This is a genomic window from Arthrobacter sp. Marseille-P9274, from assembly GCF_946892675.1.
Classification (GTDB): Bacteria; Actinomycetota; Actinomycetes; order Actinomycetales; family Micrococcaceae; genus Crystallibacter.
In genome coordinates this window covers 811869-831654 of record NZ_CAMPOV010000002.1, presented here as the reverse complement: position 1 = coordinate 831654, position 19786 = coordinate 811869, and the positions used below count along the sequence as shown (strand labels likewise).

The window sequence follows — 19786 nt, the reverse complement described above, 5'->3', positions numbered from 1 at the left end:
AATGACAACAATTCTCTGTGCAAGCTTAGCCGCCGCGCGGCGGTTCACGCATCGAGCGGTAGCGGTCTGTGGGTTTGCGAAGGTTCGAGGCTGGTGGGAAAGCAGATGTTATTTGGCAAAGCCCAAAAAATGGGATTCGTAGTGTTAATAACTACTGTGGAAACTGTGGATAACTCCACTTGGCCCCGTCAGCACGCGAAATTCGGCTGTTCACAAGATGTGCATCCATAGAGGGGTTCAGGAGGCACATCTTGTGGATGAAAAATCCCGGTGTTCCGCAGATCCACAGCAACCCCCTCAGTTTTCCCTCGATGGGTGGTGGTTCTCCACTTAAGAATCCACAGGTTTGTCCACACCTGTTAATTTCGGGGTGTTGAACAGAAACGGCACGAAATCGGGCATTCGGAGCGCTGCCCAAGGGGCTGACTGCCTAAGGCGATCTCCGGGACGCGGCGCCCCGTCCGCCTGGATGGCTCAAGGCAGGGTGCTTGTTTAGTGGCTTTCCCTCCAACGGCCAGGAATGCCATGGTGCGCTGGAGTGCAGGGGGCTGAGTCGGGCGCTGGAGGGATCTATCTGTGGACGGCAAGCAAAAGCTTGCCCTCCGGCCGGCCCGCGTAGTTCAGGAACCGGGAGTCGTGAGGTACCGCCCTTGCCGACTGGCCCGGGTTTCAGTTGTCGCGCTGCTGTTGCTTGATCAGGTTGGTCAGTTCCGTCACCTGGTTGTAGATGGCGCGCCGCTCTGCCATCAGTTCCCGGATTTTCCTGTCCGCGTGGATCACGGTGGTGTGGTCGCGTCCTCCAAGTTCCTGCCCGATCTTGGGCAGGGACATGTCGGTCAGCTCGCGGCACAGGTACATCGCGATCTGGCGTGCAGTGACCAGCGTGCGCGTCCGGGACTTGCTCTTCAACTCATCAAGGCTCAGCTTGAAGTAGGCAGCTGTCTGCCCCAGGATCGTGGCCGACGTGATCTCCTGGGCGCCGTCGTCGGTGATCAAGTCCTTGAGGACAATCTCGGCCAGGCCCATGTCCACAGCCTGGCGGTTGAGGCTGGCGAAAGCTGTGACGCGGATCAGGGCGCCTTCGAGTTCGCGGATATTCGTGGAGATCTTGGTGCCGATGTATTCCAGGACTTCGTCAGGTACGGACAGGCCTTCGCTGATTGCCTTCTTGCGGAGGATCGCGATGCGGGTTTCCAGCTCGGGCGGCTGGATGTCGGTCAGGAGTCCCCATTCGAAGCGGGAACGCATCCGCTCTTCGAAGCCTGACAGCTGCTTCGGCGGAAGGTCGGAGGTGATGACCACCTGCTTGTTGTGGTTGTGCAGCGCGTTGAAGGTGTGGAAAAACTCTTCCTGCGTCGCGTCCTTATTGGCAAGGAACTGGATGTCGTCGATGAGGAGGATGTCCACGTTGCGGTACAGATGCTTGAAGCTGGCGCCCTCGTCGTCGCGGATCGAGTTGATGAAGTCGTTCGTGAATTCTTCCGAATTGACGTAGCGGACACGGATGCCGTTGTAGAGATGCCTGGCGTAATGTCCGATGGCGTGCAGCAGGTGGGTCTTCCCCAGCCCGGAATCCCCGTAAATAAACAGCGGGTTGTAGGCCTTCGCAGGCGCTTCGGCCACCGCGACGGCGGCTGCGTGGGCGAACCGGTTGGAAGAACCAATAACGAACGTGTCGAAAATGTACTTCGGATTGAGCCGGCCGAACTCCTGCGAGGTGCTGGGGGGTGAAGGCTGGGCGCGGTTCTCGGCAGCCGCCGAGGCACGATTCGGGACGGGAGCCGGCTCGGGTTCGGGTTCCGGCTCCACAGCCATCATGTCGGTGTCGACGGAAAAAGCGCAGAGGATGTCGTCCTGGAAAACTTCCCGAAGGGCTTCCTGCAGAGGGCTCTTGAGCTGCTGCGACTGGTAGACCTCTCGGGTCAACTCATTGGGAACCGCCACCAGCAGCGTCGTGCCGATCAGGCCCTTTGCCTGCGCAAGCCCCACGAAACCGCGGTTTCTGGGGCTGATCCTGTCGTCACGCTCCAGCGTCCGAACCACTTTGCGCCAGGAGCTTCCGACGTCGTTGATCTGGTCCGCGTCCACTGAGTACCCCTCATAACTGTCGTGCAATAAACCTCCACGTCCGGTTGTACCGGATTCGGGGCCTTCATCCACAGAGTTATGCACAGACAGTGGATAAAGTGCTCCTGCAAGGGTAGATGATGAATCGGGCATAAGACAGCCGGGAAGTTTGGGGCGGGAACGCCTGCCTTCGGCACCCCGAGGAGCCCGGACCGCAGTAGTTGTCCACAGGTGTTAATCCACTGGTGGATAATGTGTTGTGGACGCCTCATTTGACGGGGAGGCCTCCCAACCCCTAACGTTATGTAGTCCTTGTGTCTGTTTCGTGCGCTCATGCATGCCTTTTGCGGGTCAGCGAATCAGATGCCCAATAGAGCGCCTTCCCGTTCCTGCACCTTTGGAGCAACACGGGGCCAGGCAAATCTGTCGATCGTCTTGGAGTAACCACCGTGAGCAAGCGGACTTTTCAGCCGAATAACCGCCGTCGTGCCAAGAAGCATGGCTTCCGCCTTCGCATGCGTACCCGTGCAGGCCGCGCCATCCTGGCCGCACGCCGCAGCAAGGGCCGCAGCGAACTGTCGGCCTAAATAGCGGCAGTTTGTCGAATCAGGCCGCTACCTTCCAACTGCGGCCCGGCATCAGATAGGCGGTCATGCTTTCCAGCAGGAACCGGATGCGTCGTTCGACGGACTTCTCCCATACTGTACGTTCCGGCGCCCGTTCTGGGCGCCGGAACTTAGTGTTATATGCGACAAGTCGGGAAGCCGGCCTGCCCTCGTCTTTTGGCTTCATCGTGTCCAAAGCGATCGGGAACGCCGTTACCCGGAACCTCGTTAAGAGGAGACTCCGGGAAATAGCTGCACGGATTCTGGAAGAATACCCTCAGGGACTCTCCGTCGTCGTACGTGCGCTTCCGTCGGCGGGTGCTTCCGATTTCAATGCTTTAGCAAAGGACTTCCGCAAGGCGTTCTCTACAGTAGTGTCGAAAGCCAGGCAGGCCGAGCCGCCAGTTGAACAGAAGGGATCCGCCGAATGACCGCTTCAGGCCATTCCCCGGAGCGCGCGCTTGACGGCAAGACCGTCGCGCGGTTCATCTGGACGTTGCCCCAAAGGTCCCTCATCCTCCTGCTCATTGGCTATCGCAAAACGATCTCACCCCTGTATGGACAGGTCTGCCGTTTTTTCCCCTCTTGCTCCGCTTATGCATTGGAAGCAGTGACAGTTCATGGCGCTGTCAAGGGCAGCTGGCTCGCGGGAAGGCGAATCCTACGCTGCCATCCGTGGAATGAGGGCGGCGTGGACCATGTGCCGACCTCTCCTGGTTTCGAGCGGAGACTGCGGGAGAATCCTTCGCTGACCCCACGGATATTGGTACTCAACCACCCGGTGATTCCGGCTGACGATGATGGCCGCCCCGCGGTCTGAGGAGCTAGAAGAAAAATCATGGACTTCATCAACGCGCTACTGACGCCTTTTACGTGGGTCGTGTCCTGGATCTTGCGGGCCTTCCACGAAGCCTTCAGCTGGCTGGGTATGGATCCTGCGAGCGGCTGGACTTGGACCCTGTCCATCATCGGTCTTGTTCTGGTTATCCGGGCTGCCTTGATCCCCGTCTTCGTCAAGCAGATCAAAGCGCAGCGCGGCATGCAGGCTCTGCAGCCTGACTTGCGTAAGCTCCAGCAGAAGTACAAGGGCAAGACTGATCAGCTCTCGCGTCAGGCGATGACACAAGAGCAGATGGCTCTTTACAAGAAGCACGGGACCAACCCGTTCTCCGCGTGCCTGCCGCTGCTTATCCAGATGCCTTTCTTCTTCGCACTGTTCAATGTCCTGAACAACACGTCCAAGGCCAGCGGGGGCGGCGAGGGCATCGGCGCGCTGAGTCCCGAAGACATCCGCCAGTTCGATGAGTCCACCATTTTCGGCGCGCCCCTTTCGGCTTCACTGCTTCACGGCGGCGGGGGCGATAACCAGGTCGCCGTCGTCGTCCTCTCCATCCTCATGATCCTGGCAATGACTGCCTCGCAGTTCATCACGCAGAAGCAGATCATGGCGAAGAACATGTCCGAAGAGGCTTTGGCGAGCCCCTTTATGCGGCAGCAGCAGATGATGCTCTACATTCTGCCCTTGGTCTTCGGTATCGGTGGCATCAACTTCCCGATCGGTGTCCTGATCTACTGGACCACCACCAACCTCTGGACCATGGCGCAGCAGTTCATCGTGATCCGCCGTATGCCCACGCCAGGGTCGCCGGCGGCTAAGGCTCTTGCCGAACGCCGTGCCAAGAAGGGGCTGCCCATGGTTCCCCTGCTCGGTGAGAAGAAGTCCGAGGAACCCGCAGTCGAGGCGCCGGCCGGTCCGAAAATCCAGCGCCAGCAGCCGCAGCGTAAGAACAGGAAGAGAAAATGAGCACTGAAAGCGTCTCGGAAACGTCGGCTGAGCCGACCGTCACGGATAACGCTGACGAGGAAGCCACGAGCACTTCGGCGGCGGGTCGCCTGGAAGAAGAAGGTGACGTCGCTGCGGATTATCTTGAAGAGCTTCTGGACATCGCCGACATCGATGGCGATATCGACATCGAAGTCCGCAACGGCAGGACCTACATTTCCATCGTCTCGGAAGAGGACGACAATGACGCTCTGGAAGGGCTCATCGGCCGCGACGGCGAGGTGCTGGAGGCCCTCCAGGAGCTCGCGCGGCTGGCAGTCCTGACGGCAACCGACAACCGCTCCAGGCTTGTCCTGGACGTGAGCGATTACCGCAAGGAGCGCAGCGTCGAGCTGCACCGCATTGCAGAGGAAGCTGTCGCTAAGGCCAAGGATTCGGGCGAGGATGTTGCACTGGAGCCGATGAGCGCCTACGAACGGAAAATCGTTCACGACGCCGTCGCCGACCTAGGTCTTGTCAGCGAGTCCGAAGGCGAAGGCGAAAACCGCCACATCGTCGTATCCATCGATTCCTGATCCTCAGATCCGCTTAACGGGAGAAAGTCTGCGCGTGGTCGAAATTACGGCACAGGAAAAGTCTGCTGCCGAAGTAGTGTTCAAGGACCGTCTGGACCTAGCGGAACGCTACGTCGGGCATTTGGCCACCTCCGGCATGGAACGGGGGCTGTTGGGTCCTCGCGAGGTTCCACGTTTGTGGGGACGCCACGTCCTCAATTGTGCGGTCGTAGCGGAACTGATTCCGGCCGATGCATTCGTCGCTGACGTCGGCAGCGGGGCTGGGCTGCCCGGTCTGACTTTCGCCCTGGCTCGTCCTGATCTGAAGATCACCCTCATCGAACCTCTGGAACGACGCGTCAACTGGCTGAATGAGGTCATCGAGGACCTCGGACTTGAGAATGTCAGCGTATTGCGTGCGCGCGCGGAGGCTGCGGTTGGCCAGGTCAAAGCTGACGTAGTTACCGCGAGAGCCGTGTCCGCGCTAAATAAGCTCGCACCGTTGACCATCCCGCTGCTTGAGGGTAGAGGCGAAGTGCTCGCGATCAAGGGCAGGAGCGCTGCGGAAGAGCTTGAAAAAGCGGCGAAGGTGATCCGGAAGCTGGGCGGTACCGAAACTTCTGTTGTGAGCGTCGGATCCGCTCTCCTTGAAGAACCGACGACGGTGGTCCGCATCGTAGTCGGCCACTAATTCCCTAGTGCCCCGCGACTCTGCTAGGGGCTGGACGGCGTGCTTGGACGGCTCCATCGGTATATGCGGATAGGCTAGAGACACTGAGGCCACGAGAACGGAAGTGAGCAGGTTCAGGTGCGATTCGAGTCAACCATCTCTGATACTGGCTGCCAGCCAGTGGCTAAGACCGTCGAACGTCCCGGCCGCAGGCAACTGATTGAGGTTGTACGCGGTGAATGAATCGGCCGTTTCACGTGAAACACAAGACATGGGCGATATACACACAGCAGAGGTTACGGTTCCCAACGTTATGGATACGATCGACGAAACTACTCCACTGGCACGGGAACTAGCCAACGAGAACCGACGCCGCGAACGACTCCGGGGCCGCCCGCTGCCAAGGCCGACCAGGACCCGTCTGCTGACTGTCAGCAATCAAAAGGGCGGAGTCGGCAAGACCACGACGACGGTGAATATTGCCGCCGCCCTCGCCATGGCGGGCCTCAACGTCCTCGTAGTGGATATTGATCCGCAGGGCAACGCCTCCACAGCATTGGGTGTAGAGCACCATGCGGAGGTCGACAGTATTTACGATGTGCTCATCAATGACATGCCGCTGGCAGACGTGGTTGCGCCCTGCCCGGATATCAGGAATCTGATTGTCGCTCCTGCAACCATTCATTTGGCCGGAGCTGAAATTGAGCTCGTGTCTCTCGTCGCAAGGGAACAGCGGCTGCGGCGGGCCATAGAAGTCTATGGTCGTGAGCGCGAAAAGGCTGGCTTGGAGCGCTTGGACTATGTCTTCATCGACTGTCCTCCCAGCCTCGGACTGCTTACGGTCAACGCCTTCGTTGCCGCCCAAGAGGTGCTTATCCCCATCCAGTGTGAGTACTACGCACTGGAAGGTCTCAGCCAGCTTCTGAACAACATCGAAATGATCCAGAAGCATCTGAACGCAGAACTGGTTGTATCGACTATTCTCCTGACCATGTATGACGGCAGGACGAATCTGGCTGCCCAGGTTGCCGCGGAAGTCCGTGAGCACTTCCCGGATCAAGTCCTTAGCGCGGTCGTTCCGCGGTCGGTCCGCATTTCCGAAGCGCCCAGCTACCAGCAGACCGTGATTACGTATGACCCATCGTCGAGTGGTGCACTCTCGTATCAGGAAGCGGCTGCGGAAATAGCAGAACGCGGTGCTTAGTTCCGTATGGGTGGCAACGTCCCCCAGTAGAATGACTGCTTAGATCGCAACAATGCATGTAGGCATGCATTCAGGAAGGATCCTTGATGAGTGAGAAACGCCGCGGTTTGGGCAGGGGCCTAGGCGCTTTGATTCCGAATGCTGCAGTGGCCACTGAAGACTCAGCGCCGGAAGGCGGTTCGAACGCACCGAAGGGGCGGCCTGTCGACGTCTTTTTCCCCTCGGCCGGTACCCGTCCCTATCTTGAGGGCACCGGAGAGGCCGACCGTGCCGCGGGACGTCCCTCTTCGTCCGCTGCTCAGGTCGCAGAAGTGCTGCGTGGGCCCCGCCGATCGGCCGCAGGGGGCCGCAAGAGCGCTGCTGCGGGCGGTGCAAAAGGGGCAAAGACCAACAAGCCCGAGACAGCCCAGGAGACGGAGACAGCGGACTCCAAGGCAGATCCGCTCGAGGTAGAGGCGAGCCTAGAGGGCGATGCCCCCAACGCCGTTGTCCCGCGCGAGTCCAGTGGAAACCTTGAGAAGTCCGAATCTGACGACACCCGTGGACAGTCCGATCCCGCCACGGACGACGTTTCACGTGAAACTCTCGTGGAGGTACCGGGCGCCAAGTTTGCGGAAGTCCCTGTCGGATCCATTCATCCGAACCGCAAGCAGCCCAGATCGGTCTTCGATGAAGAGGACATGGCCGAACTTGTGCACTCGGTGCGCGAAATCGGCATCTTGCAGCCCATCGTCGTTCGGCCTTCCTCTGAGCAGAACGATCACGAGTACGAACTGGTCATGGGTGAGCGCCGATGGCGCGCGGCCCAGCAGGCAGGACTCGAAGCCGTGCCGGCGATCATTCGTTCTACGTCTGATGATGACCTGCTTCGTGATGCCCTCTTGGAGAACCTCCACCGCAGTCAACTGAATCCACTCGAGGAAGCAGCGGCCTACCAACAACTGCTTGAGGATTTCGGCTGCACGCACGATGAGTTGGCTGACAGAATCGGCCGTTCACGCCCGCAGGTGTCCAATACGATCCGTTTGATGAAGCTTCCGCCATTGGTGCAGCGTCGCGTAGCGGCGGGAGTGCTCTCGGCAGGGCACGCGCGTGCCCTGCTCGGTTTAGCGGATCCCGCGGAGATGGAGAAGCTGGCACAGAAGATCGTTGCCGAGGGTTTGTCTGTAAGGGCCACCGAGGAGATTGTCGCCCTCAGTGACAGTCTCCGCAGGCCGAAGCGGGAGACCAAGCCTCGTTTAGGCGCTCGGCACGAGCGCCTAGATTTCCTAGCTACATCGTTGTCGGATCGCTTGGATACGAATGTGAAGATCACCTTGGGGGCGAAAAAGGGGCGCGTCAGTATTGAGTTTGCCAGCGTTGACGACCTCAATCGCATCATGGGTGTGCTTAGTCCGTCAGAGAACTAAGCCTCGCCAGCATCCGAGAAGGGTGGCCCCGCTCACGCGGCGCCACCCTTCTTGCATATTCCCTCTCCTTTTCGGTGGCACGGCGGGCGTTTACATGGGCAAAACATAAAGCAGTTCGGTTTCACGTGGAACAGGTCTTGACCAGCACTCAGCCGTAGTGTGGGTAGTTTCGGTCGTAGAAGACGGGTTTAGAGGGGTGCCGTGAGGCCCCTGCCTGGCTTTCCCGCAGCCGAGGCGGGTGGGCAATTCAGATTCTGGACTCGTCCAGGCACCTCATCCGAGGCCTCGCACTGGCTGCATAGGGACTGCTCGCTCGCTCCGCCCCGCCCGGCGACCGCGCTGCCTGCGAGCTAGAGGACCAGAATCTGATTCCGCCTCTACTGCCACTTCGCCTCGCTGGGCGTTCAGATGGTCACATCAGATGCCGGGTGTCAGCGTCTAGGAAGATTCCGCAGAATATAAGGTGCTGAGTCGGTCAGGTACAAATTTTCACTGGTTCGGTGCAACAATCGGTCGTTTCACGTGCAACCATCTCCTGCCTCCATAGACTGTAGGCCGGCATTGCTCGTGCGTGTGGGGATGACGCAAGTTGGCGTTTGGGAGGAGCAGGCCAAACCGGGACCAGATGTGACGTCATCCTCTTTGCATCCCGCGTCGGTACTGCTGCGCAGTTCAAGACTCAATTCGCTGGGCTGGATGTAGCGCTACTAGCAAGAGTGACACGGAGATCGTGCATGCTGTTGCTCAGTCCGGCTCTCCAGATCACGAGTGTTCTGATTCTGCCCTGAATTTCGCCTGCACGTTCAGTGGGGGGAGGATCCGCCGGAAGAGGGCCCGCGCCCAGGTAGGCGAGGGCGCAGTTTCAGACCGAGGGCCCGCCCAGCAGCCTGAAGGTTCTGGCGTTTGGCCCTCGGAGTAGCTGTTCCACGTGAAACATGACTGCCCGTGCGCTCGGTCTGAACTGACGGATTTGTTGCGGCCAAGTAGTAGTTTCAGCACAGGACAATCAGCGGCTGGGATGGGGCATCGAATTTGTCGGTGCTGCCCCAACGAGGAGCAATGCTAGAATGCAGTCCCTACTACGGGAAACAGAGCCAACATCCGTGTAGGCCTCCGCGATATACGTAGGCGTCAGTCACCCATGGGCAAGTGCGTTGGGATATCGATAACGGACAGTCTCCTTCTCCCTCGCGCGCGCGGGATGTTGTTCCACGTGAAACCAGCGTCCGAAGGAGACGTGTCACGGGAAGGAGGCATCGTCGCATGGAGGGGTTGAACGCAGAAGGAACGGCGCGTCGATTGTGTCCGAGACGAGCGATTGCCAGTGGCCCCGGCCTGACCTACTTGCGCATCCGATTCCTACTTCCACGTCAGAGCTACTCCTTGTGTGGAATCCGGATCGAAATTGGAGCCCTCCGCTTCGGACTCTTCTAAAACTACTGATCCGGGCAGCAGCAGCCGCGGGCGCTGTTGACTGCTGGGATTCAAGAGTACGCCCAGTCGTCTGGATCGCTGGCTAGGCTTGCAGAGTGCATCCACCACGGGCCCAATGGCCGTGCCCAATGTATGTCTTTCACATGAGTACCGTCGATAGGGATAGTACGCTTCTGACAGTGATCGAACCCTTCGGAAGGCGAACTAGGTGGATGGTGTGATTGGGATGATGTTGAGCCTGCCGAGAGAACACAGTTGGCCCACTCGTTTTATCCTGTCCTTCCGCTGAGTAGCTATTGGTTAGCGTCGAAGGAGCACCTTGAACCCACTGCTAGGGGTTTACACACTCCGTTCTCATTTCTGCGTGTCGCATGGGGAGCCCCCTGCGAAAGACGCTGTTCCACGTGAAACGGACCTTGTGGTGGAAGACGCTGCCCAGATCTCTGTTCGTCCCGAAGAGGGGTAGGTGAATCACCTTCTGTCGGTCGGCATCGTGTCTGACACAGTCCTCAGGACTGTGCCTACGCGCCGGCCCACCAGTCTAGTGCGGGAATGACGGTTCAACTCCGTACGCCAGATGCGTGTGGTCATATAGCAAGCCCTGAGCAGAGTGCCATTTCCACTGTGGATACACTTAGCCCGCCCCACATTCCTTAGCTCTTCGAACCATCGTTGCCCTTCGGCGGTGGAGACCCCGCCAAGGGCCGCGGCGGCCCCAGTGGCCGCGGAAGATTTCGATTGGATGCTGCAACGCCCGACCGCTTTGCGAATCGTGGCCGGGCACCAGCATTCTTCTCATACGCTCCTGAGGCCGCTGCATTGTGATGGCTCTACCGGCAAAATGGGCGGAGGGGGCTTCGTTTCACGTGGAACACCCCTTCGAGCACAACACCCAAATGCGCATGGGGCAGGCGTCTAGGGCTGTACGCACGGATCATGACAACATCCTGGCGCTCACATCGACGCCGAGGACTCCGAAGGGCCGCGAACCAACTCGGCCTGGGCTCGAAGTAGCCCGTGCTCGCCCGGGCCGAGGACTATCGCGTTGCTCTCCTCCACATTACAGATATGCTCCATCCGGGAGGGTTGAGTTTCCAAATGAATCGGGGCGAGGCTGACGGCCTAATACTTCTGCGTTCAATCTCCGTGTTTCACGTGGAACGTACTGACCATATGGGGCACAGAGATGCGTTGCACAGCTAAGCATATGGATCGATCATCGCCTTCTGATGAGGGATCAGTGACAGCCTCTCTGCGTCACTCCCCAGATTCGCCCCGGATATGGTCTCTTTCGAGCTGTGAGTAGACGACGGGTGGGATCCGGGAAATGCTAGCTTCTACCTGCCAGGCCTGCGGAGCGGCCTCTGCGTTAGAAAATCACTGCGCGCGTCGTAAAGGCGTCGTGCTCAGAAGCACTCTTTCGAGGAAGAAATGCTTCGTTCAAGAAGGGTTCTTCGAGGACTTTGCTCCGCCGTGCTTCTTCGGGATGCTGCAGAATCACTCAGGCCATCTGCTGCAGGAGGTTGGCGCGCTTCTAGCTTCCCCCTTGGTTTGAGGTAATGGAGATCGGACCGACCGACTGAAGTCCGCTTCTGTGTAGTTACCTGTCGCCGTCGGTGGACTGCGGAGCCCGGTCGATCCGCGCGGCTCCCTTGGGATCGCGCCGGGTTTGAGCAGTCGATTAGTTCCCTACATGTGTTTCACGTGGAACTCGCGTAGCCCCTCTCCTTTGCATGTTGACGCAAGCGCCGAGCAGGCGAAGGTGGGTGCCCCGCCGCTCAGGACCGGCGCGGCGTTCCACGTGAAACGCCGCTCGGCCGTCGCTTGATTGTTTGTCAGTGCTCATTGGGCGTGCCCTTCTCGCTTCCCGTGCCACCCACGATCTCCAGTACATTGCATCACCTTGCCCGCGTGAGGGGGGTTGTTGGTCCTTGATCTCCAGGAAGCATGGAGACGAAAAGGAGCGTTCGTTGCATCGGGAAGGGAGCCTCTGCTCGGCCCGTCTGGTGCCGACACGCGTGGTTGAGTACGCGCCTGGTTGAGTAGGGCGGCGACGATCGACACCGGTGGTCATTAGGAGCGGGTGCTCCCAAGAAGACATGCGTGAACGACAATTTGGGTACCTCCTTATGATGGTTAGGCGGTCGGCGATCGACTATGGAGTGATTGGCAGCCAGGTAGCGCGTTCTCTCTCTAGTCCTTCCCGGACGGAATGCGAAGAACGGATGCCGAGCTACAGTTGGGGTGCCGCCTGTCGGCCCTCGGCGCATCGGGCCATGACGGCATCTCCGCGGCCGCATCTCCACCCGAAAAGCGAAAACAATACTCTCGAGGAGATAGCGGTCAAACCGCATTCTCCATTTTGCGCCGTGAGTAGGTAAGAGCCTAAGTGGCCCTGCACTATTCGCACTTTCCTTCTCAACCTTGTGAAACCATCGTTCCGACAGCGGAATTCGAGAAGGCAGCAACTTATTTGCAGAGGCGACGCTGCCGAGCATCTCGTGCGGCGAACGCCGTACCCCTCCGGCATCTGCGACAGCCGGGCGCGAGTCGTCTCGTAGCCACGCCAATCCACCCGCAGCAGTTTCACGAGGAACGGTTACGACCTGACGGGTGCGGTTTACGTGGAACGGTTGCGACCGGACGGGCGCGGTTTCACGAGGAACGGTTACGACCGGACGGGTGCGGTTTCACGTGGAACGGTTGCGACCTGACGGGTGCGGTTTACGTGGAACGGTTACGACCTGACGGGTGCGGTTTACGTGGAACGGTTACGACCGGACGGGTGCGGTTTCACGTGGAACGGTTACGACCGGACGGGTGCGGTTTCACGTGGAACGGTTGCGACCGGACGGGCGCGGTTTCACGAGGAACGGTTACGACCGGACGGGTGCGGTTTCACGAGGAACGGTTACGACGGGACGGGTGCGGTTTCACGTGGAACAGTCAGGGCGAACAGAGATCCGTGGCGTTCAACATGCAGAGGCAATCGGATTCTCTTTAGCGGAGGGGTGGTGGGACTCCTTCTCAGGGCGAAGCGGCCCGTCTTCCAGGCCGGCAAGAGCATCCCGTTGGAGCCGTGAAAATTGCTCCGGCATTTCTGCAGCTACGCGATCATCCAACTGGCGTGGAACGCTAATGGGACCTCTACGGGCCGAGGGCGGGTTCTCGTCCGGAGTTCCGAGCGGCGTCCTCTATTGAGCGATTCAGCGCTCGGGCGGCAGCTGCGTCACGCTCTTCTCCCCAGGCCGCGAGACGTCCTTCGCCCCAGGCTCCAAGGCGGCAGCGCGGCGAACTGTGGGTAGGCGTCCCCTACCCCTGGCAGGGCTTTGTCAGAGGCCGGGGTTGAAGCGTAGGACGTCGTCGACAGCTAGTGTTCCCGTTGGCTCGTCCTCTTCTTCCAGGAGGTAAAGCCGCTGAATGGCAATGACAACGGCATCCGCCAGGACCTGACGGAAGACGGGATCGGCCAGCCGTTCGCTGTCGACCGGGCTGCTGAGGTAGCCGAGATCGAGTTCGATGGACGGTACCGATGTCATCCGCAGAATGTCCCAGCTTCTGCCGTGGATACCGAGATCCGTCATGGATGTACGGGCGAGGATCTCTTTGAGGACCAACTCGGCTGCCCGGTGCCCGATCGGCGATCGGATTTCACCTGTTTCCGGTCTTCCCCAGTAAAAGGCTGAAACGCCGTTAGCCGCCGGCTGGTCCAACCAGTCACAGTTGATAGTCACGCTTAGGCTTGCATTTGAGCTCTTGATTCTTTGCATTCGCTCGGCGTGTGGCATCTCTGCTGTGTCCCCGATGACGGTGACGTCGGCGCCGAGCGCAGAAAGAATGCTTTCGATGCGGTGCGTGATGTCGGATGCCACGGACCACTGGGACAGTGCCTGACCGCTGGCCCTGTCGATGGCGTGTTCGGCCTTCGCCGACCCCTGCCCTGCTCCCAAGCAAACGACCCGGCCCTTCAAAGCGGCTGAGGACTGGTGTAGATGTTCGTAGTCGCGCAGGGAGAAGGCTTGGCTCGGGCTAATGGTCCGGCTGACGCGGGCCATGGCACCGATTAGCGGAGCGTCGCAAACTCCGGTTACTTCCAAGCCGAGGTTCATTTGAAGCTCGCGCACGGCGTAGTAGCAGCGTTCGCCGAACTCGCCGTCGATATGACCGTAGTAGAAGCCCAAGTAGGACAGCTGTCGCTGCAGTTCGGCGACGTCGTCTCCGCGGATCAGATCGGCTCCCGGGAACCAAGCGAGCTGGCGGTCGCCGAGGTTGAACTGTGCCTCCGAGAGAGCCCGCAGTGTCTCGGGGCCGGCGACTCCGTCCACCATGAGCCCGCGCGCCTGCTGGAAGGTCCGGACGGCTGCGTCGACGTGGTCGTCAAAGACGGAGGCGTCATTGACCTGATCCGGTGCCAGGTAGGCCATGGAAACACCCGCGCGCAGCAGCCTCTCGCGGAGGGCTACTACGCGCGGGCTAGCGTCGGAACGGCGCAGACTGCGGTCTGCAGCGTCAGATTCCATCATTCAGTTAGCCGAGGAACTCAGCGAATTCCTGCTCGATAACCTGCTTCGGCTTGGCGCCGATGGAGGTTGCGGCGACCTGGCCGTCCTTGAAGACGTAGACCGCCGGGATGGAGGTGATGCCGTACTGGGCTGCGGTGGCGGGGTTGTCGTCTACATTGAGCTTGACGACCTCGACCTTGCCGGCGTGCTCCTGCGCGATGTCATCGAGGATCGGCGACAGCATGCGGCAGGGGCCGCACCATTCAGCCCAGAAGTCCACGATGACCGGCTTGTCGGACTTCAGGACGTCGGCGTCGAAACTGGCGTCGGTAACGTCTTTTGCAGTGCTCATGGGTATCTCTCTTTCCGGGGTTGGGTGTTAGACGGCAGCAGTCTCGGTGACCAGGTCGGGCAGGTCACTTACCTCTGCAAGATAGTGTTCGACGTCGATCGCGGCCACGCAGCCGGAACCGGAGGCGGTGATTGCCTGGCGGTAGGTCGGATCGATGACGTCGCCCGCGGCGAAAACGCCGGGGACGGTGGTCTTGGACGAGCGGCCCTGGACGGCGATGGTTCCTTCAGGAGTCAGCTCCAGTTGGTCCTTGACCAAAGCGACCCGGGGGTCGTTGCCGATAGCGACGAAGGCACCGGTGACAGCGAGCGTGCTCTCCGTGCCGTCGGTGGTGTCGCGCAGGCGGAGCGCGGTGACCTTATCCGTACCGTCGATGCCCACGACCTCGGAGTTCCAGCGGAAGTTGATCTTCTCGTGGGCGAGGGCACGATCCTGCATGATCTTGGAAGCGCGCAGCGAGTCGCGGCGGTGGACGACGGTGACCGAGTTGGCGAACTTGGTCAGGAACAGGGCTTCCTCCATCGCGGAGTCGCCGCCGCCGATGACGGCGATGTCCTGGCCCTTGAAGAAGAAGCCGTCGCAGGTTGCGCACCAGCTGACGCCGTGGCCCGAGAGCCGCTTCTCATCCTCGAGGCCCAGCTCGCGGTAGGCAGAGCCGGTGGAGATGATGACGGCCTTGGCCTCGAACGTCTCGCCGGTCCCGATCGTGACGCGCTTGACCGGACCCTGCAGGTCCACGGAAGTCACGTCTTCGAAGAGGATCTCTGTGCCGAAGCGCTGGGCCTGCTTCTGGAACTGGTCCATCAGGTCGGGGCCCATCACGCCGCCAGGGAAACCCGGGAAGTTTTCGACGTCGGTGGTGTTCATCAGTTCACCGCCGGCTTCAACAGAGCTGGCGATCAGCAGCGGCTTCAGGTTGGCTCGTGCGGTGTACACGGCGGCCGTGTAGCCGGCCGGGCCGGAGCCGACGATGATGACGTCGCGCACGGACTGGTTGGTTTCTGTGCTCACTGCGTGTGAACCTCTTCCTGTTCTGCTTACGTTGCGCTGGGGCCTGTTCGGCGGCCCGGGCAGCCATTTCTCACAACGAGCGGTCTACCCAGCTTATTCCGCGCTGTTGTGAAGGTGGATCCTGTTGCCTAAAGGGTCAGGAGATTTCGATCTCCGCCATGCGGATGCCGAAGGGCGGGCCGCCCTGCGGGTTGGCCAGGCGGGGCAACTGGGTGAAATCGATGATGACGTACTGGGCCTTGGGGGCCGCGCCGTCGGTTTCGGGCACCGGGATGGTGGTGTTCTGGGCCGTGAAGCTGCCCTGGGCGACCGGGGTGGCGCCTTCAAGCGATGCCGTGTCGTTGAGCATGACCGAGAACTTTCCGCCGCTGCCGCTGAGCTGGGTCAGCTCGATGGAGCTGATGCTCGAGGACTCCTCCAGCTCGACGACCAGCGCAAGGTTCGATGCGTAGCGGCCGAAGTCGTCCGACTGGTACTGGAAGCTCGTCCAGTAGGTCGCAGGGTTCCCGTCGATGGCCTGCGGCAAGCGGCCGTCGTTCTCGGCATCCAGTTCCGGCATGTCCGGCACAAGGCGGCTCAGGCCGGCAATCGCGGGTTCGACGACTTCCTCGGCCGGCGCACTGGTTTCCTCGCTGCCCTGGGGCTCGGTCGCCGGAGCAGAGTTGTTCGTCTCCTGGTTCTCTCCGGCCACGGGGCCGCCGCGGAAGAGGTTGAGCTGATTGACGGCGATGACGACGGCCACGATGAGCAGCACGGCGAGGAGCCCGCCGATCAGCAGGCGCGAGGTCCGCGGACGGTTGCGCTCGTCGTCGTCGTAATCGTAGTCATAGTCCTCCGGCTGGGTCGGGCCGGCGCCGGCTCCCGCGGGGAACACGGAGGCAGCGCTGCCATACTCGTCCTCGCCGCGTCGGGCGGAGGGGCGGGCAGGCTCGGCAGCGGGAGCATAGTCTTCCTGGTCCTGCCAGAGGCTGACCTTGGGATTCCCGGTGGTCTGCCGGCCAACGGGCGCGGTTGCAGGGGCATCGGCGTCCGCGGGGACGTGCGGAGGGGAAGCCGGAGGCGGCGGCGCGATGGTCTGCCGCGGCGAGGCAACGGATTCCGGGCGTCCGGTGTCCGCGTGGTCCTGCCAGGCGGTCTCCGCACGGTCAAACTGGCCGGTGTCCGCCCGGCCCTGCCCCGCAACGGAGGCCGCCGCAGCAGCTCCGGCAACTCCGGCGCCCGCAGCCGCACCGGCACCCGGGCGACGCCCGAACAATGGCTTGCCGGCGCCGTCGTTAGCGTTGCCCCGTCCCAGCTTGGGCAGCTCCAGCCGGTTCAGGCGGTCCCGCAGGCTGGCGCGGGGCTCGTCCTCTTCCTCTTCGTCGTAGTAGTCCTCATCCTCGTACGTCTCCGGCTCATAGGTACGGGCTTTGCCGAAGATTTCCGAACCGAGCGTCTCGGTGAAGAACGGTTCCACGTAGGGGGCGTCCTGCTGGATGACGAGATCCAGCAGGTCAGCGGCCTCGGCCTGGTTGGTGATGAGGTACGTGTAGCCGTCCGTGATGCCAAGATCCAGCACCTGGACGTTGCCAGTACGCTCGCCGGTGGCGATTTCACGTGCGCTCATGGCGGCCTGACTGGCGTTTTCCGGCGCGGCCACCAGGATGCTTACCGGCCTGTTCAGCACCTGGTCGATGCCGTTGAGCACCAGGTCCTGCTCGGCGGATGCGAGGACTTGGCCGGTAACCTTGTAGCGGCCTCCAAGCAAGGTCCCCACATCTACTGGTAGTGGCACGGGTGTTCCTCCAGGCGGATAGTCGGCAGGCTGGCGCCGATGAGTAGGTACTTTGTTTCCATGCTACCGGGTGGTACTGGCGGGATGGGGCGCATTCAGGCGCGTCCCGGCAGCCGCGCAAGAATCGGGGCCAGGAAGCCATCCAGCTCGGAGGCGCGCAGCAGTTTGAGCAGCAGGAGATAGACGGCGGCCATGACGGTGCCGCAAATGGCCAGGCTGACGACGGCGGCGACGATGCTGCCCATGGCGAAGCCGCCGGACTGGTAGCCGCCGAGCAGCCACAGGGCGGCTGCGCCGGCGGCGGCGGAACCGAGGGCGGCGTAGCCGAACCGGATGTAGCTCTCCGCGACGCCAGCGGTGCCGTAGTCCCCGAGGCGGCGGACGGCGAAGAGGTGCGCGAGGGCGGCCGAGAAGAGGTGGAAGATCGCGAACAGGATGGCCAGCGCGAAGACGATCTGGGTAGAGGGCAGCAACTGGCCCAGGACGATCGCAATGACGGCACAGGTGCCGGAAAGGATCGACTGCATGATCAGCGGCGTCTTCGCATCCTCCTCGGCGTAGAAGACGCGGCTGAGGAAGAAGTAGATGCTCATGAACGGCATGGCGGCGCCCAGCACCGCGACGATCTGGCCCATCGCGCCCGCCGAGGCCTCCGCCGTCGGGCCGGAACCGGCAAAGAGGCGGGCCAGCGGCCCGGCGAGGACCACCAGGACCGCGGCGCCGAACATGGTGGCCACGCCGATGGTGCGCAGGCCGGAGTTGATGGTTCCGCGGACGGCCTCCATGTCGCCCGTCGCCTGGGAGCGCGAGAGCTGGTTGAACAGGACGGTGGCCAGCGAGAGCACGAAAACGGAGTGCGGCAGCATCGCGATCAGGGTTCCGGTGTTCAGCGCATATTCACCGGGGACGCCGGCGCCGCCGTCGGCCAGCTCCTGGCGGCCGGCGGTGGCCGCGGACGCGATGGTGCCGTAAAGGAGGTAGGCGGAGTTGCCGACGACCATGGTACCCAGCGTCCAGCCTGCCACCTTGCCTGCCTGCCGCAGGCCGATCCCGCGCCAGCCGAACTTCAGCTTCAGGCCCAGGCCCAGCCGGCTCAGCGGCCACAGCAGGACCAGGCTTTGCAGCACGATTCCGAGCGTGGTCCCGCCCGCCAGCACCATGGTCTGCGGCGACGTCCACGCCTCGGGATGGTCTCCCTGGGGCGTGTAGGAGCCGAAGAGGAAGATGTAGAGCACCAGGACCGAGATGGCAACGACGTTGTTCACCACCGGGGCCCACATGTACCAGCCGAAGCGGCCGTGGGCGTTCAGCACCTGGCCGACGACGGCGTACAGGCCGTAGAAGAAGATCTGCGGCAGGCACCAGAGGGCGAAGATCGTGCCCAGTTCCAGCATGGGCTGGGTCCAGCCGGTGGTCAGCGTCGAGATGATCGGCCCGGCCAGCGCCGTCGCCGCGAGGGCGATGCCTCCCAAGACCAGCACCGTGAGGGACAGCAGGCGCGAGACATAGTCGGCGCCGCCGTCGTTGTTGTTGCTGGCCTTAATGATCTGCGGCACCAGCACCACATTGAACACGCCGCCTGCGAGCAGCAGGTAGATGATGTTCGGAATGGTGTTGGCTTTTTCGAAAATGTCGCCCATCGTCGTATTCGCGCCGATGGCGACGGCCAGCAGCGACGTGCGGACGAAGCCGAGCACGCGCGAGACCATGGTGCCGGCGGCCATGATGGCGCTGGCGCGGGCTGTGCTTTGGGGGCGGGAAGCAGACATCGTTGTCTATCGTCTCATTGAGGGCCGCCGCGGCCGTCCAGACAACACCCAGCCTGATCGTGTTCCCGGCTCGACGGCCGGGCCGGCGACTGCTCCGACCACTGGTCAGAGGTACTCGGGCAGGACTTCCCGGGCCAGGTCGACGATGCGGCGCTCATTGGGAAAAGAAAGCTTCCGCCCCAGCTCGGCCAGCGGAATCCACGCGACATCGACTGCCTCGTGGTCCGGGTCGTTCTCGATGGTCAGTTCGCCCCCCGTGGCGCGGAGCAGGAAGTGGTGGACGGTCTTGTGGACGCGGTGGCCACTGACAGTGAACCAGTAGTCGATGCTGCCGAGGGTGGCGAGGACCTTGCCCTGGATTCCGGTTTCCTCTTCGATCTCGCGGACGGCCGCTTCCTCGTTGGTTTCCGCGTTCTCGGGGTGGCCCTTCGGCAGGCACCACTCCAGTCGTCCGCCGCGGTTGAACCTCGCGATGATGGCCACGCGCAGCTCATCGGTGGCCGTATCCACGACGACGCCGCCGGCGGAAACCTCCTCCACCGTGGGCAGGGCATGGTGTCCGGGCGCGGTGCTGCCCACTGCCGCTGTTAGCGGAGTGCGCTTTGGTGCACTTGGGACCGGATATGCCATGCAGTCCACTCTAACGATTTTT

15 protein-coding genes are annotated in these 19786 nt (G+C 61.6%); 8 read left to right on the top strand and 7 right to left on the bottom strand.

What is annotated here, in order from left to right; genetic code table 11:
* Positions 1-669: 669 nt before the first annotated feature.
* A complete protein-coding gene (gene dnaA / locus OC550_RS17035) occupies positions 670-2088 on the bottom strand; it encodes a chromosomal replication initiator protein DnaA (RefSeq protein WP_262107102.1) in 1419 nt (472 codons plus the stop codon).
* 428 nt (positions 2089-2516) lie between these two features.
* Between dnaA and rpmH the strand changes: the two genes are divergently transcribed.
* The 8 genes from rpmH (at position 2517) to OC550_RS16995 (ending at position 8292) form a co-directional block, all read left to right on the top strand.
* Positions 2517-2654, top strand: coding sequence for a 50S ribosomal protein L34 (gene rpmH, locus OC550_RS17030; protein WP_005268235.1), 138 nt, complete (start codon positions 2517-2519; stop codon positions 2652-2654).
* A gap of 65 nt (positions 2655-2719) precedes the next feature.
* The gene (rnpA, locus tag OC550_RS17025) at positions 2720-3103 is read left to right on the top strand and encodes a ribonuclease P protein component (protein ID WP_262107101.1); all 384 of its coding nucleotides are present in this window, start codon (positions 2720-2722) and stop codon (positions 3101-3103) included.
* Positions 3100-3492 (top strand): membrane protein insertion efficiency factor YidD, encoded by a 393-nt coding sequence (gene yidD / locus OC550_RS17020; RefSeq protein ID WP_262107100.1) that lies wholly within the window; start codon positions 3100-3102, stop codon positions 3490-3492. The genes rnpA and yidD overlap by 4 nt, the downstream gene beginning before the upstream one ends.
* An 18-nt stretch (positions 3493-3510) precedes the next feature.
* Entirely contained in the window at positions 3511-4476 is a 966-nt protein-coding gene (gene yidC, locus OC550_RS17015) for a membrane protein insertase YidC (RefSeq protein WP_262107099.1), read from the top strand.
* The gene (locus OC550_RS17010) at positions 4473-5030 is read left to right on the top strand and encodes a R3H domain-containing nucleic acid-binding protein (RefSeq protein ID WP_262107098.1); all 558 of its coding nucleotides are present in this window, start codon (positions 4473-4475) and stop codon (positions 5028-5030) included. Before yidC ends, OC550_RS17010 begins: the two co-directional genes overlap by 4 nt.
* A gap of 34 nt (positions 5031-5064) precedes the next feature.
* A complete protein-coding gene (gene rsmG, locus OC550_RS17005; protein ID WP_262107097.1) occupies positions 5065-5700 on the top strand; it encodes a 16S rRNA (guanine(527)-N(7))-methyltransferase RsmG in 636 nt (211 codons plus the stop codon).
* Positions 5701-5992: 292 nt separating this feature from the next.
* Positions 5993-6883, top strand: coding sequence for a ParA family protein (locus OC550_RS17000; RefSeq protein WP_306556943.1), 891 nt, complete (start codon positions 5993-5995; stop codon positions 6881-6883).
* Positions 6884-6969: 86 nt separating this feature from the next.
* Positions 6970-8292, top strand: a complete 1323-nt coding sequence (locus OC550_RS16995) for a ParB/RepB/Spo0J family partition protein (RefSeq protein ID WP_262107096.1) — start codon at positions 6970-6972, stop codon at positions 8290-8292.
* 4766 nt (positions 8293-13058) lie between these two features.
* Here OC550_RS16995 and OC550_RS16990 read toward each other — a convergent pair.
* The 6 genes from OC550_RS16990 to OC550_RS16965 all read right to left on the bottom strand — a co-directional run bounded on the left by OC550_RS16990 (position 13059) and on the right by OC550_RS16965 (position 19764).
* Complete coding sequence (locus OC550_RS16990) at positions 13059-14249, bottom strand: peptidoglycan-binding protein (RefSeq protein ID WP_262107095.1); 1191 nt, start codon at positions 14247-14249, stop codon at positions 13059-13061.
* 4 nt (positions 14250-14253) lie between these two features.
* Positions 14254-14580, bottom strand: coding sequence for a thioredoxin (gene trxA, locus OC550_RS16985; protein WP_262107094.1), 327 nt, complete (start codon positions 14578-14580; stop codon positions 14254-14256).
* A gap of 27 nt (positions 14581-14607) precedes the next feature.
* Entirely contained in the window at positions 14608-15591 is a 984-nt protein-coding gene (trxB, locus tag OC550_RS16980; protein WP_262107093.1) for a thioredoxin-disulfide reductase, read from the bottom strand.
* 136 nt (positions 15592-15727) lie between these two features.
* Positions 15728-17365, bottom strand: coding sequence for an ABC transporter substrate-binding protein (locus OC550_RS16975; RefSeq protein WP_262107092.1), 1638 nt, complete (start codon positions 17363-17365; stop codon positions 15728-15730).
* Between the two features lie 95 nt (positions 17366-17460).
* Positions 17461-19134, bottom strand: coding sequence for a murein biosynthesis integral membrane protein MurJ (murJ, locus tag OC550_RS16970; RefSeq protein ID WP_262107091.1), 1674 nt, complete (start codon positions 19132-19134; stop codon positions 17461-17463).
* Between the two features lie 105 nt (positions 19135-19239).
* Positions 19240-19764: an NUDIX hydrolase gene (locus OC550_RS16965; protein WP_262107090.1), complete on the bottom strand. Its 525-nt coding sequence runs from the start codon at positions 19762-19764 to the stop codon at positions 19240-19242.
* Positions 19765-19786 lie beyond the last annotated feature (22 nt).

Bases quoted from the DNA above. Each gene is read 5' to 3' on its own strand.
- rnpA (WP_262107101.1), top strand. From the start codon at position 2,720: ATGCTTTCCAGCAGGAACCGGATGCGTCGTTCGACGGACTTCTCCCAT.
- OC550_RS17000 (WP_306556943.1), top strand. From the start codon at position 5,993: ATGGATACGATCGACGAAACTACTCCACTGGCACGGGAACTAGCCAAC.
- OC550_RS16990 (WP_262107095.1), bottom strand. From the start codon at position 14,249: ATGATGGAATCTGACGCTGCAGACCGCAGTCTGCGCCGTTCCGACGCT.
- yidD (WP_262107100.1), top strand. From the start codon at position 3,100: ATGACCGCTTCAGGCCATTCCCCGGAGCGCGCGCTTGACGGCAAGACC.
- OC550_RS16995 (WP_262107096.1), top strand. From the start codon at position 6,970: ATGAGTGAGAAACGCCGCGGTTTGGGCAGGGGCCTAGGCGCTTTGATT.
- OC550_RS17010 (WP_262107098.1), top strand. From the start codon at position 4,473: ATGAGCACTGAAAGCGTCTCGGAAACGTCGGCTGAGCCGACCGTCACG.
- OC550_RS16965 (WP_262107090.1), bottom strand. From the start codon at position 19,764: ATGGCATATCCGGTCCCAAGTGCACCAAAGCGCACTCCGCTAACAGCG.
- yidC (WP_262107099.1), top strand. From the start codon at position 3,511: ATGGACTTCATCAACGCGCTACTGACGCCTTTTACGTGGGTCGTGTCC.
- murJ (WP_262107091.1), bottom strand. From the start codon at position 19,134: ATGTCTGCTTCCCGCCCCCAAAGCACAGCCCGCGCCAGCGCCATCATG.
- trxA (WP_262107094.1), bottom strand. From the start codon at position 14,580: ATGAGCACTGCAAAAGACGTTACCGACGCCAGTTTCGACGCCGACGTC.